This is a genomic window from Pseudomonas sp. CP4, from assembly GCF_047758505.1.
Taxonomy (GTDB): domain Bacteria; phylum Pseudomonadota; class Gammaproteobacteria; order Pseudomonadales; family Pseudomonadaceae; genus Aquipseudomonas; species Aquipseudomonas fluorescens_AO.
Window position 1 is genome coordinate 2,969,017 of the sequence record NZ_CP180489.1, and the last position, 12,762, is coordinate 2,981,778.

Consider the following 12,762-nt stretch of genomic DNA (forward strand, 5'->3'; position numbering starts at 1 on the left):
AAATATGGCAAACTGATGGCGATTGGCTTCCTTGGGGAGGGACACAATGAGAGTTGAATGCAAATGCGGGCATAGAGGGCGGATCGCTTCACGGGAGAAGCTATCCACGGAGTTCGCGAAGCTTTACTGCCAATGCCTGGACGCGAAATGCGGGCACACGTGGGTCGCGAATCTCACGTTTTCGCATACGTTAAGCCCATCGGCGCAGTCATTCGAAAGGATGTTGTTTGATCACTTGAGGGATATGCCCAGGGCAAAACAGCGGGAGCTGTTCGAGCAGCTTGGGTCACAGGCGGTGGCGTAATCACGAACCGCCGACGGATAGTGACGGCGGTCTCTTACAAGGGACGGTTAACGGTCGCTAGCAGCGGCTTCTGGTTTGGTGGCTAACACCTCAGAAAGCCGGCGTAACTGATGTTGCTCATGTTCGCTCAACGATCGGTAAAGGCCGATCAGGCGCCGCTCCATCTGGGTTAACCCAAGCCACTCGAATTCACTGAAACCTACACCCAGGCTGTCTTTTTTCGTGCGATCCAACATGCGTACTACTCCATAAAGTGCATTGCTGAATCGACGTTATCGGGGCGGAAGCTAGCAATGATACTGGGGAGCGACGAATGTCCTGTTTGCAGTATTGCTGTTTACTTCTGACCCCGGGCGGCGTCATCGGCCATCGCCTGCAGGAAACGGCGAATTGCCTCTTGGTCGAAGGGCGTGATGCTCCTGTACTGACTGATCAACTTTTCTTCTTCTGGAGAAAACAGCTGACCCAGTGGCGTGGAGCGCCTGCCAGTCAGTACAAATGCAGCATCTACGCCGCACTTTTCCAACGCCGCCACGTAGCGAAGGTCGAGCGAATTCGCGCCCTGCTCATAGTTTTTCTGCGTCCCTCGGCTTACACCAAGTAGCACCCCAAACTCTGTTTGATTCAGGCCTAGGCGCTCGCGCTCTTCCCTTAGGCGTTCACCTACTTGATCCGCAATGAGCATTTTTTTATTCACCACCATTGACTTGGTCATTTTTTTGACCAAGAATCACCACAGACAAACGCAAACAAACACAACTGAACAGAGTGCGCACTATGCCCGCCACAGTTACGCCGGAGCAAGCCCGAGAGGCTTTGGATCGCAGAGGAATGAGCATTGCGGAATTCAGCCGAAAGAATGGACTGAACAAAAATTTAGTCAGCGACCTTTTGAACGGTCGGATCAAAGGTCGCCGTGGGGAGGCACATCGCGCCGCGGTGTTGCTGGGTATCAAAGACGGCGTGATTGAACAGTAATGGCACCGGGCCAGAGGGAAAAGCAGAACATGAAAAGCGCAGTTCTAAAAACTCGGCGTCAGGTAGTCAGCGCGATAATCTGCGCCTATCCAGGCGGGCGCGAATGCGCCGCCGCTCGAATAGGCTTATCGCTCAAAAAGTTCGACAACCACGCCTATGAAAACAACAACAGCCGTCCGCTGACCGATGCTCAGATCCACCAGCTCGAGCTCGAGGCCACCACAACGTTTTTGCCTGAGTACATTGCTGCGATGTATGGCGGCATGTTCGTCCCGGTTGTTGAGCCCGAAACACTCGACAACGTCGAAATGTACGCACGCTGCGTGCACGCCGCAGCCAAGAAAGGCACCGTCGACCACCTCATTGCCGAGGCATTGAAGGACGGCATCATCAGCGAAGCGGAAGCGGATGCGATTCTCCACGCGGACTCTCTGCACCTTGCAGCCAGGCACGCAGAGGTTCTGGCGGTCATCCAACTGCACGCGTCGAAAGCGGGTAAATTCCAATGACTCAGATGCCTGCAGTACAGGAATATCAGGACGTTCTCAAAGCTGCCGCCCTTGTGTTTTTGGAGCGTCATCACTGCGAGCACCTCGGCGACGATCAACAGTTGTTTGATCGCACCGTCCAGCATCTGGTCAGCGACTACGACGTGCTGACACAGACGGCTGAAAAACTGGTGCATCTGGCCTGCAGCGATATGACCGCTGTCCGCGATCGACAACGTCTGGACATCGTCAGCAGTACATCGACCCACACAGTCATCATCGACCCGGCCACCGGCAATGTCTGGGCCGTACCTGTCAGCTTGATCTACGAACGCATCCTCAACGCACCGGACAACGGTCGTTTCCGCGTAGCCGCACCGTAACTCCCAACCAATAAATCCGCCTGCCCCACCCCGTGGGTTTGGGTGAGCTGCGCCCGAAATTGAGGTTTGACGATGGAAAACGCCATGAACATCAACGCAAAACTGACGCCCGACCAGGCTCAAGCGCTCTTGGCCAACCTGCGCGAGCAATACCGTCTCAGCCTCAATGACCTTTGGTACGCAGACGAGTACCGCCTGATTCCCGATGGCCTGCGCCACGGATCGATCCTAGCCAACAGCCCAGTAATGGCCGCTCAGAAACACCTGATCGGCGCTCTCACCCAAAGCCTCGGCCTCAGCCTTAAAGCAGCGAAAAAATCATGATGAATGAAGACATCCGAACTCAAGTACTTCAGCGGCTGGAAGACGACTTCGGCCTGAAGTTACGTGTAGGCACAAACTACATGCGAGGCGGCGTTTGCCCTGCCTGCAACAAGAAAGAGCTGTATGCGCGCCACGACAAGCCGTGGCAGATCCGCTGTGGTCGCCCGGAGCGGTGCGGCCATATCGAGCACGTCAAAGAACTCTATGAGGACCTGTTCGAGGATTGGAGCAAGCGAGCGCCAGCAACGGACAACGATCCTACCGTAACGGCCCGTGCGTATTTGGAATTCGCCCGAGGCTTGAACACCGGAAACATGACCGGTTGGTTCACCCAGGAAAACCACGTCAACCACGAAACAAACGAGTCCAGCGCCACAATTCGATTTACCCTGCCGAACGGTGGCTACTGGGAACGTCTGATCGATCGCCCTTCCCGCTTCGGCAAGATGAAGGCTCGCTTCAAGCCCAAATACAGCGCCCAGGGTGAATGGTGGTGCCCGCCGAGTGTGGACCTGGCCACCGTCAAAGAGCTGTGGATAGTCGAGGGCATCTTTGACGCCATTGCCCTAGTGCAAAACACCGTCGACGCGGTGTCAGCCATGTCGAGCGTGAATTTCCCGATCGAAGCTTTGAAGCACCTGGTCGAGCAGCGGCCGGGCAATCTTCCCACTCTGGTTTGGGCCCTAGATAACGAACCAACCGCACGTGGCTATCTGCTGCGCTGGGTGAAACAGGCCCGCGAGATGGGCTTCACATGCAAGGGTGCGCTCATTCCCCAGCGGGATAAGAAAGTCGACTGGAACGATCTACATCAACGCTGGCAGTTTGAAGAAGAAGGCAAGGCCCGCAACGACAAGCGCAAGCGTGATTTGGATGCCGCACGCCATGAAGGTGACCTGCTGTTGGCTCCCTCGCCGAAAGAGAAGGCGCTACTGATGTACACCTGGGAAGAAGGATTCCCGGAGTTCGCTTTTGATTTCGGCAACCAGACCTACTGGGCCAAGTTCGACCTGTCGAAGCTCGAAGAGGAACAGAAAGCGCTGGCAACCAGCGAAGACCACGAAGACCAGCAGCTCAACGACAAGGCTGCCCGCCGCAAGGTGCTGCAGAACGTTTGCAGCCTGAAGCTTTTGGCTAACTGCCGCTTTGAGGCGCTGTACAAGCAGGTGAACGACGTCACCAACGAGGCGTGGTTTTACTTCCAGGTGTTGGGTATCCACGACGATCAGGGCGAGAATTACACCTTCACTCCAAAACAGATCTCCTCGAGCAGCGAGTTTAAGACCCGTCTGATGTATTCCGGCGCAACTTGGCTCGGCACTCAGAAGCACTTGGACCAGATCATCATTCGGCAGACCGAACGCCTGAAAACCGTCGAGACCATCGACTTTCTGGGCTATAGCCGTGATCACAGGGCGTACATCTTCAATGACATCGCCATTCACGGCGGATCTATCTACAAGGCCAACGACGAGGACTATTTCGAGTTCGGCAAGCAGCGCGTCAAATGCCTCATGAAGTCGGTAAGGCTCAAGATGGCCTTGGACAGCAAGGGCTATCGCGAAGACTGGCTGCCGAACCTCTGGACCGTTTTCGGCGAGAACGGAATTCTGGCCCTCACCTACTGGTTCGGTTCGCTGTTCGCCGAGCAGATCAGGGCAGAGCATGAGAGCTTTCCGTTTCTGGAAATGTCGGGCGAACCCGATTCGGGCAAAACCACGCTGATCAAATTCATCTGGAAGCTCTTCGGGCGGATCTATGAGGGCTTCGACCCGGCCAAAAGTTCGTTCTCAGGCTTGAGCCGGGCGATGGGCCAAGTGGCCAACCTCCCATTGGTACTCCTCGAGGCAGACCGAAACACCAACGAGGACAATACCAAGGCGTTCGAGTGGGACCAGTTCAAGGACTTCTATGGCGGCGGCACCCTGCGTACTCGAGGCGTCAAGTCAAACAGCAACGACACCTACGAGCCGCCGTTTCGTGCATCCATCGTGATCGCTCAGAACGCGATCGTCACCGGCCACGAAGCGATTATCAGTCGGATCGTCCGGCTGCCATTTCTCAAGCCAGTGATTACCGATGCGAGTCGCAAAGCTGCTGATGCCATCGTCCAGACCGAACTGGAACACGTCAGCCACTTCATGGTGAAGGCAATGCGCGCTGAACAGCAGGTGCTCAAGCGCTTCGCGGAGCTGTATCCCAAGTACCGTGCCGAGCTTTGGGCGACCCGTAACCTGGCGTCCGATCGAGTCATCAAGAACCACAGCATGATGCTGGCCTTGCTGGATTGCCTGCAGCTTGTCATCGCGATCCCGGACCACATGATCCAGGCCTGTCGCAAGTACCTTCTGAAAGCAGCCAACGAGCGCCAGGCGGCGATCAGCACCGATCCGAAGGAAGTGAACGAGTTCTGGCAGGTATTTGATTACCTGGAGTCGCTGCCTTCTGCGCCGATGGTCAACCACAGCAAAAAGGCCGGCGTGATTGCCATCAACCTCAACCAGTTCGCCGAGGTCGCCCTGGAACACCGCCAGCGCATCCCAGATCTGGCGGTGTTGCGACGCCTCCTCAAAGACTGCCGTGCTCACCAATGCCTGGATACTCAGAAACGAGTGGAAAGCGCGATCCGTGCCCGGCAGCAAGACATGGCTCCTACCGCCCACATCCCCTCCACCATGCGCTGCTTCATTTTCCGGGAGTAACCGCCATGCAGATTCAGGTGATCAACGATCAGGATCGAGACATCGCAATCGCTGAGATACGCCGGCTGAATGCGGCTATGGAGCAGTTTGGGGAGGAAAGCCGGACGGTTTACGCCGAGGCCTATGCCCTATGCGGGCTGGTAGTTGCTTTGGAGGTCCGGGCCAGCCGTGGCCATCGGGAGATTCTCGTCCTGGACTGCACAACTGCGCAGATCCGAGTCGTTCTGGAATGGCAGACCTTGGACGAAGTCGGGGAGTTTGAGGATTTGGTAATTCACCTGGTGCGGAAGGCTTGAAGCTGGCCGCCAGAAACAATCCCGGCAATAGCTGGCAATGAGTTGGTGTCGAGAGGTTGCAGCCCCTCGACACCGACCACCACTGAGGGCAACACGATGAAAGCACAGCACTGCAGCGGCAGCGACTTAAAGCCTAACACACAGGGCAGCGTCGACCCCCAAGCCGCCCGACACCTAATGGCAATTCGAATAGTCGGCACAGCGTTATTCGATTACCAGGTTACCAAGACTGACGAAGCGCGAATCCGCCTTGAGTGCTTGGCCACCTTCGCGAAGCAGCAGGGCGATATTGATGCAGCCGAAGCCGCCATTGTCGCCCATTTACTGGCCAGCAACGCGTCACCGGGGGCCAGCATATGAGTGATGGCAAAACACTTCGGGAGCGGCCAGCGGTGGCCAGTAAACGATTGGATCTGCGACATCTGCGGCAACGCCCGATCTACCCGTAAACATCAAAAATGCAGCCGTGTTCGTCAGCATCGAAAGACTGAGGAATGGGCCGCTCTAATGGCCGAGAAGGCTGCAATCAGAAAAGCAAAGGAACGCCGTTATGTTTAAACACCGTGAGCAAGCAACACCAGAATCATACCCAGTGGTTTCTACTACGCTTTCAGCGGAACCCGCCTCTACACTGGTCTGTCATCAGGCGCGGGAACACGCAGGTTCGAGGGTTGTACCGTGAGCCAAGCAACAACAGGTGTTTTGACCTTTCAAGACCTGCAGCACATCACCGGTTATCAGCGTCGATCCGATGTTGAGCGCTCGCTGATCGCCCAGGGTGTGCGCTTGTTCCGTGGCCGAACTGGCCCGTGGACAACGCTTGACCTGATTAATCACGCCGGCGGCGTCACGTCGGCCAGCGCTGAAAGGTACGACACCGACATATTATGAGGCGAGCGAGGAAGCGTAAGCACAACCCCCATATCCCTGCCCATATCGATCAGGCCGCCCTCCCAGCGGCCGTTTACTTCGACCATCGCGACAGTGGTGTCTGGTACACCCTTCATCGGGACGAGACCGGAAAGCAGCGCCGCCAAAACGTGGCGCCCGCAGACGTGTCGCTGGCAGAACTCCATCAAATCATGGACGAGGCGTCCAACGTCGATCGAGGAACGCTGCGCTACGTGTGCGAACAGTTCCACCTGAGCGACCGTTACAAAAAGCTCGCTCCCAAAACCCACGACGATTACTGCTACTCCCGCGATGTTCTGCTAAACATTCCCACCAAATTGGGCAAGCCACTGGGCGATCTCACCGTGAGAAAATTCACCGCCGCCCTGGTGCAACGCATTGTCGATCGGATCGCAGACGAGGGCACGCCCTCAAAGGCAGCGCACGCACTGCGTTATCTGCGCCGCGTCCTACAGTGGGGACGCAATCGGGGTTTCCTTGAAGTGAACCCAGCCCTGGGCATCGAAGCGCCCATAGAACGTAAACAACGACGGTTGCCACGGTTGAACGTTATGGACGTACTCATCGATCGCGCAACGGCGCGTGGACGTTTGGCACGTAACGAGCCTGGCGGTTGTCCCGAATACCTGGCCAGCGTGATGGAGCTGGCCTACCTTTGCCGACTTCGCGGCATCGAGGTCGTAACGCTCACGGATGCGAACGAGCTGCAGGAAGGGATTCTGACCAATCGGCGCAAGGGCAGTCGGGACAACATCGTCCGATGGACGCCGCGACTGCGCACCGTTTGGGAAAGCGCGAAGGCTTTGCGCGCAAGGGTTTGGGAACGCCGTAAAACGCCTATCCCGATCGCGGCGTCAAAGCGCTTTATCATCGTGGCCAGCCACGGTGGCCCGCTTCGAAAAACAAGCCTAGACACCGCTTGGCAACGCTTTATCACTTTGGCGATCGCGGACGGAAACATCGATCCGGAGGATCGTTTCGCGCTGCACGATCTGAAACGGCGCGGCATCACTGACACGATCGGAACCAGGGCAGAGAAACAGGAAGCGAGTGGCCACCGTGACGCGAAGATGATGGATGTCTACGATCACAGTGTTCCAATCGTTTCGCCCTCGGCTGATTAGTAGCGTCTTTCCGTACGAGCTTACCGGTTGGTGGAGTGGGCGGGAAGGATCGGCTACATTCGTACGACTGAGCCGGAGGACGTATGGAATGTTTAATTTGCGGAGCATCGGCACGGATGCTTCAACCGACCTCCCACGGGACACTTTTCGAATGTGTTGAATGTGGCAGCTACGTCGTCAGCAAGGAGGTTGTGAAAGACAGCGAAGGACATGGAAAGGTCATAGCCGTTCAAACGACGCGCCTATGGCTCGTTAGCCAAAGGCTAGTCAGCAGCCACGATCCGGTGATTGATGGGAGTACCGTTCGCTGGGAGAAATGATCGAACACCAAGCTTTGGCGAGAGTATTTGCGGGGGCTCAGCACACGTAACAAGCGCTGCGGAGCCCATCGGATACGCGGCTTTTCACGTAATCGCACGTAACAAGAAACGTCGTAACGCATTGTTTTTACTGTTTAAAGCACCTTCCTTGTAATCAGTAGGTCCCGGGTTCGACTCCTGGTGCCGGCACCATACAAAACGAAGCCCCTGCAGAAATGCAGGGGCTTTGTTGTTTCTGGGGTTTTTATTATTTGGCACGCCCCGTTTCTATAAATGAGTTCTGCCCACTCAGTCGAAGCTAACTGTCCTGTCGCAAGCAGTTTTCTGCCTTTATGCTAAATTATGAAATAGCAATAATTATGGCGTATCCATAAAAAGGTGTAATCGCATGAGTAGCATTTTTCAGCGTCCAGAACTGGCCGAGTCCATGGCAAATCAGCTTCTTAACCCGGGAGTGCTCGACGAAGGCCTGCGCTCAGGCTTGTTTCTATCAGGCTTGCGCCGAACAGGTAAAACGACGTTCCTGAGGAATGACCTCATCCCGGCCCTTGAGGAAGCGGGTGCTTTGGTCATCTACGTTGACTTGTGGAGTGACACCCTCGCCAACCCAGCCACGCTCGTGCACAACGCCATTAAAAAAACCCTGAAAGATCTGCAAACGCCGGGTTCCTCGGTTCTGGAAACATTCAGACGCGTCAGCAATGTCGAAATCGGCGCCGCAGGATTCAAGTTCAGCTTCAAACTCGACAGCATTGGCAGCCCCCACGGACCGACACTGGCGCAAGCACTCACAGAAGTCGTGGATCAAGCAAAGACAGATCTGGTATTGATCATCGATGAAGTGCAACACGCCATTTCTTCCGATGACGGCAACCAGTTATTGCTGGCGCTCAAAGCCGCTCGAGACGCAATCAACCCACGCCCACATACACCAGGCTATTTTCTGTTCATCGGGACCGGCTCCCACAGGGCGCAAGTCAGCGAACTGACCGCCAAACGCAACCACGCCTTCTCCGGCGCCACGTCAGCCGCCTACCCGTTGCTGAAAGGCGATTACGTTGAATTCCTGCTCAACCGACTCGCAATGACAGTGAAAAAGGAGAAGCTGCCTTCCCTCGAAGTCGCCATCGATGCGTTCGATACCTTGGGAAACAGACCTGAAGAGATGCTCAAAGCCCTGCGCCAACTTTTGCAGCAAGACGGCGAGCCCGATATTTTCCTACCCGTAATAGCCAGCACATTACGCTCGGCGGCCGCGAGTATTGAGCTGGAAAAAGTTGAGCAACTGGGCAGTCTGGCTCAAGCAATCTTTAACAAAATCGCCTCAACGGAAGGCGATGCTCGCGGGATATTTTCCACTGACGCAGCGGCTGAATATTCAAAATCAGTAGGGCGAGAAGTGCGTGTCGAAGAGATTCAACCGGTGGTGATCGCGCTGGTTGCCGAAAACATCATCATGCGACGCGGGCACGGGATTTATGCGATCACAGATCAGTTTGTTCAAGAGATCTGGCTGGAAGAGCGGGCTCTGATTGAGGGGAGTTAGGTTGCGGGCTCGTCCACATTGTCGTGGTTCGCGCCAATTACGATTGGCGCCCTGCGACTCGCGCGATCAGAGCGATATGATGGAGGCACATGATCGACGCACCAAAAACAAAGGGGTGAGTTTCCCAAAACACCAACGAGTAACTTCAACCAAATAGCATCTTCTGCCAATGGCCCTCACCCACAATGGCAATCGACGCTCCCGCCTCACGCAGCTCGACGGCCTTCATGATCTTCGTTCCATAAGTGCTATGGCGCCACTGCTCGTTACCCACGCTACCAACCACCAGGTAATGCACCTTTTTACTTATGCTGCCCCCAATCAGGCCGCCGCGCTCTTCGACCAGCGCCTGGCAATCCTTACGCGGCCCAAAGGCCATGACGCCGGTAAAGACGAACATTCGGCCGTCCCAAACCAGATCGGGGACTGGTGAATTGAAAGGAAGATCCGTAGGAGTAACGGCAGCAGTACCGCCATCCTTCGGTCTCTCAATGCCCACGCCAGAGAAACTACGCAGAATGTTCAGCAGCTCTTGCGACTCATCCATGTCTAGAGCATTGTCCTGAAGCATGCACGCTAAACGCGAATACAGCAGGTTGATCACCGGATCGTTCAAATGCGCGAGATTGTCCTCCAACCACTGCTTTAGAAAAACCGCCTCAGTGATGTTCACGATACCGTCGGCTGTAATCCCAGCGGCCAACCCGACCAAAGCATCGGCGGCGCGACGATCGATACGGGATCGGTGGAAAAATTGGCTGTCCTCGAACTCATGGTGTAGATCCATTACGCGCTTTCCTTGAATAGTGCACTGGCTCGATACCGAAGCATATGCAAGCAAGTTGATGTGGTATTCAAAGCTAGCATCACTGGGCGCAGATACCGCTTTCGAAACAAGAAAAGATAGGTCTGCCCCGCTCCTGCTTGCCCTACAAAGCGAAGCTCCTACGGAAATGCAGAGGCTTTGTTAATTCTCGGGTGCGGATACTTCACCCATCTTATCTGGCGTGCCGACTGGTGGTGAAAGGGTCCCTTCGGTGACGCGTGCAGCTTTTCCAGCATTCATTTGCCGTACAGAGTCCAGCAAATCCTGCTGAAATTGTTCCTTCTCACGATCCATCGTTTATCCCTCTTACAAGTCGCTTTGGAAGGTTGCCGCCGAGCCGCTGAACTCTGCCTGTTTATCAGTAGCGAAGGCTCGAAAACGACGCAGATACCGCGTCATATTTAGACGCTGCGCGCTGAACCGCCTCATAGGGTGATCTTTCTAACGTTCAATGCTGAACTACGCCGCCTCCACCGATAAAGAAATCCGCCGCCCTAACTGCTGCAATGCGCGCTCGACATTCTCGATTTTGGAGTGGTGCAGGAAATCAACTAGTCGATCGACCTGGGGCCGTTGCACGCCGAGACGACGCGCCAGTTCGGCTTTGCTGACACCTGACTCCAATAGCGTATTCCAAAGCGCAACTTTAGCGGCAGTCAGTGCAGGGAGGCGCAACACAACATCGTTTTCCGGCTCTCCTGTGTGAGCAGTTGGGATCAACCGGCGATCATCCACATAGATGGAAAATGCCGTCTCAATCGCATCGATGGCGGTAGCCAATGCCTCCCCCAGAGTGTCGCCGACAGCGTGCATCTCTGGAATAGCAGCACAAGTCAGCCAGACGCTGCCCGGCTCTTCGTGAACATCCAAGGTGTATTCGAACATCACGCTTCCTCTCATGGGTACAGCTGGGCCTCAATCCTTTAGGCCCAGCTGTTTTATTATCGTTTTTCTCAACCCTTCGCCCATTTCCTTGGCTCCGTGATCGGGAAACACAGTTGATTTGCCATTCAAGGAAACCTTGAAATGGCTGCCCTTGCCGGCTTGGAACTCAACGCCATGGGCTTTCAACCATCGCCGAAACTCGCTGTACTTCATGTGCATCACTCGCTGTTTCGGTAGAGCGAATGTGCAACATATCTGATGCATGCGCAACAAAATTGTTGCACGTGTAAATAACCGCTCAAGGCCAGCACTCGGCCATGATTGCGCACTTGCTCGTGTCGAGCTACCGTCAATCCCGTCGCTGCCAATTCAGCGACCGGGCCTGAGAACCCGCGTAAGATGCAGGCGCACCAGCGCCCCAACCCACGATTGCCGGCGCTTTTTTGTGTCCGTCTTAACGTGCAATGGCGGCTGTGCGTGGGAGACCTTCGGGTCTGCCGGGTTCCTGTATCTCCGGTTTCTCAGCCTGCGCATAGCTGCCACCCTTTCGCCTGAGAACGAAATGGCAGCTCTCATTTGAAACAGGGAGTTTCACAGATGAATGCCATCGATCCATCCGCCATCCGCCGTTTCGCGAACCCGCTCACTTCGCTTCACTTTCGTTCAAACGGTGAAGCGAAATGACCAATCTCCTCGATCTGAAATTACCCGGCCTCACGCATTTTTCCTTTCAGTCCAACCAGGCGATGTTCCGTACCAACCGAGGCGTACCGGTGGTTGCCGCTCTGTCACATGCCTCGCACTTGCTCCACATTTCAAAGCTTCTCACTGCGGACTCCACGATTTCTCGAGATCCTGATCTCCACGCCTACGCCTCGCAGTATTTGCAGGAGTTGAGCAAGGCGCTGATCGATGATGTTGTGAAGGTGCTGGATGCGCCGCCAGTCAGCCATTGACGTAAATCGTCCCACTAAGCCCTCTCGTCAATGCGAGGGCTTTTGGGCTCAAACCCGATTAATCTCAAACACAATCGAAATCTTGCGCTCGCTCGCACTCCACACATACCGCAAATGCTTCCCCTGCTTCGGAATCGAAACCGCCGGCGGCCGAAGCGCTGCAACACACTCATGCCCAGCCAATCGCACGCTGTTATAGAGCAAGCCCCACGATTCAGCGTCGCGCAGTTGCCGCGCGAATGCCTGCGAAGGGCCATAAGCTTCCGGGTCAGGCTGATGCAGGCTTTCAAAGCCATGGCGAACATCATGTAGCGGCTTAACCACTCGATTGACGTAAGTACGCATGGTCAATTCAAGATCGGCTTCCTGAGTCGCAGCAAGGAAACGCTCCTGATGAAAACAGGTCTCGGCAATCGCCGCTGCCTGGCTGCTCGCGGCGTAGTAGACGCCGAAGGTGCCGTCGCTGAAACGGCTGCGTTTGCCGACGTGGGTGAAGGCGGCCATCACCGGGCTGGAGCCGGGGCCGGACAGTCGATCTTCAGGGCGTACGCGGGCGAGTACGCCGGCCTGTTCGATCAGGCGATCGTTGGTCAGCGCTTCGATGGCGTAGGCGATTTCGAGGTCTTCGGGGTCGAGCACGTCTTCGAACAGGGCAATCGGCGGGAAGCTGCTGTTGACAATGCGATACGCCCGCGGCCATGGCACATCGACCAGCGCC

17 protein-coding genes and 1 pseudogene are annotated in these 12,762 nt (G+C 55.7%); 11 read left to right on the top strand and 7 right to left on the bottom strand.

The genetic code is table 11. From position 1 onward, the window contains the following. The first annotated feature begins 46 nt into the window (after positions 1 to 46). On the top strand, positions 47 to 304 hold the full coding sequence (locus tag ACMYUN_RS13200; RefSeq protein WP_008084736.1) for an ogr/Delta-like zinc finger family protein: 258 nt from the start codon (positions 47 to 49) through the stop codon (positions 302 to 304). 47 nt (positions 305 to 351) lie between these two features. On the opposite strand, the gene ACMYUN_RS13205 is transcribed toward ACMYUN_RS13200, so the two are convergent. Continuing rightward, entirely contained in the window at positions 352 to 540 is a 189-nt protein-coding gene (locus tag ACMYUN_RS13205; protein WP_415763932.1) for a hypothetical protein, read from the bottom strand. Positions 541 to 641: 101 nt separating this feature from the next. Beyond that, positions 642 to 989 (bottom strand): helix-turn-helix domain-containing protein, encoded by a 348-nt coding sequence (locus ACMYUN_RS13210; RefSeq protein WP_310404613.1) that lies wholly within the window; start codon positions 987 to 989, stop codon positions 642 to 644. A 92-nt stretch (positions 990 to 1,081) separates the two neighbouring features. On the opposite strand from ACMYUN_RS13210, the gene ACMYUN_RS13215 reads away from it, so the two are divergent. The 9 genes from ACMYUN_RS13215 to ACMYUN_RS13255 all read left to right on the top strand — a co-directional run bounded on the left by ACMYUN_RS13215 (position 1,082) and on the right by ACMYUN_RS13255 (position 9,377). After that, positions 1,082 to 1,282: a DNA-binding protein gene (locus ACMYUN_RS13215; RefSeq protein WP_150730522.1), complete on the top strand. Its 201-nt coding sequence runs from the start codon at positions 1,082 to 1,084 to the stop codon at positions 1,280 to 1,282. A 29-nt stretch (positions 1,283 to 1,311) separates the two neighbouring features. Next, a complete protein-coding gene (locus ACMYUN_RS13220) occupies positions 1,312 to 1,791 on the top strand; it encodes a YmfL family putative regulatory protein (RefSeq protein ID WP_415763933.1) in 480 nt (159 codons plus the stop codon). After that, positions 1,788 to 2,153, top strand: coding sequence for a hypothetical protein (locus ACMYUN_RS13225; protein ID WP_415763934.1), 366 nt, complete (start codon positions 1,788 to 1,790; stop codon positions 2,151 to 2,153). The genes ACMYUN_RS13220 and ACMYUN_RS13225 overlap by 4 nt, the downstream gene beginning before the upstream one ends. A 72-nt stretch (positions 2,154 to 2,225) precedes the next feature. Beyond that, positions 2,226 to 2,477, top strand: coding sequence for a hypothetical protein (locus tag ACMYUN_RS13230; RefSeq protein WP_415763935.1), 252 nt, complete (start codon positions 2,226 to 2,228; stop codon positions 2,475 to 2,477). Further along, positions 2,477 to 5,179 carry a toprim domain-containing protein gene (locus tag ACMYUN_RS13235; RefSeq protein ID WP_415763973.1) on the top strand — a complete coding sequence of 901 codons (2,703 nt, stop codon included), beginning with the start codon at positions 2,477 to 2,479 and terminating at the stop codon, positions 5,177 to 5,179. Before ACMYUN_RS13230 ends, ACMYUN_RS13235 begins: the two co-directional genes overlap by 1 nt. A gap of 5 nt (positions 5,180 to 5,184) precedes the next feature. After that, a complete protein-coding gene (locus tag ACMYUN_RS13240; RefSeq protein ID WP_415763936.1) occupies positions 5,185 to 5,475 on the top strand; it encodes a hypothetical protein in 291 nt (96 codons plus the stop codon). A 678-nt stretch (positions 5,476 to 6,153) separates the two neighbouring features. Then, positions 6,154 to 6,366: a DUF4224 domain-containing protein gene (locus tag ACMYUN_RS13245; RefSeq protein ID WP_080769328.1), complete on the top strand. Its 213-nt coding sequence runs from the start codon at positions 6,154 to 6,156 to the stop codon at positions 6,364 to 6,366. Beyond that, the gene (gene xerC / locus ACMYUN_RS13250) at positions 6,363 to 7,511 is read left to right on the top strand and encodes a site-specific integrase (RefSeq protein ID WP_415763937.1); all 1,149 of its coding nucleotides are present in this window, start codon (positions 6,363 to 6,365) and stop codon (positions 7,509 to 7,511) included. The genes ACMYUN_RS13245 and xerC overlap by 4 nt, the downstream gene beginning before the upstream one ends. 708 nt (positions 7,512 to 8,219) lie before the next feature. Next, positions 8,220 to 9,377: an AAA family ATPase gene (locus ACMYUN_RS13255; RefSeq protein WP_415763938.1), complete on the top strand. Its 1,158-nt coding sequence runs from the start codon at positions 8,220 to 8,222 to the stop codon at positions 9,375 to 9,377. 145 nt (positions 9,378 to 9,522) lie between these two features. On the opposite strand, the gene ACMYUN_RS13260 is transcribed toward ACMYUN_RS13255, so the two are convergent. From ACMYUN_RS13260 to ACMYUN_RS13275, 4 genes and pseudogenes are all read right to left on the bottom strand, one after another. Further along, complete coding sequence (locus ACMYUN_RS13260) at positions 9,523 to 10,164, bottom strand: BRCT domain-containing protein (protein WP_415763939.1); 642 nt, start codon at positions 10,162 to 10,164, stop codon at positions 9,523 to 9,525. Positions 10,165 to 10,368: 204 nt separating this feature from the next. Continuing rightward, positions 10,369 to 10,497: pseudogene (locus ACMYUN_RS13265) on the bottom strand (transcriptional regulator); the annotation flags it as partial. Between the two features lie 165 nt (positions 10,498 to 10,662). Then, on the bottom strand, positions 10,663 to 11,088 hold the full coding sequence (locus ACMYUN_RS13270) for a type II toxin-antitoxin system HicB family antitoxin (RefSeq protein ID WP_415763940.1): 426 nt from the start codon (positions 11,086 to 11,088) through the stop codon (positions 10,663 to 10,665). A gap of 30 nt (positions 11,089 to 11,118) precedes the next feature. Continuing rightward, the gene (locus tag ACMYUN_RS13275; RefSeq protein WP_039757027.1) at positions 11,119 to 11,301 is read right to left on the bottom strand and encodes a type II toxin-antitoxin system HicA family toxin; all 183 of its coding nucleotides are present in this window, start codon (positions 11,299 to 11,301) and stop codon (positions 11,119 to 11,121) included. Between the two features lie 467 nt (positions 11,302 to 11,768). Between ACMYUN_RS13275 and ACMYUN_RS13280 the strand changes: the two genes are divergently transcribed. After that, positions 11,769 to 12,044 carry a DUF3077 domain-containing protein gene (locus tag ACMYUN_RS13280; RefSeq protein ID WP_039756474.1) on the top strand — a complete coding sequence of 92 codons (276 nt, stop codon included), beginning with the start codon at positions 11,769 to 11,771 and terminating at the stop codon, positions 12,042 to 12,044. Between the two features lie 48 nt (positions 12,045 to 12,092). On the opposite strand, the gene ACMYUN_RS13285 is transcribed toward ACMYUN_RS13280, so the two are convergent. Next, entirely contained in the window at positions 12,093 to 12,758 is a 666-nt protein-coding gene (locus ACMYUN_RS13285) for an RES family NAD+ phosphorylase (RefSeq protein ID WP_152641525.1), read from the bottom strand. Between the last annotated feature and the right edge of the window lie 4 nt (positions 12,759 to 12,762).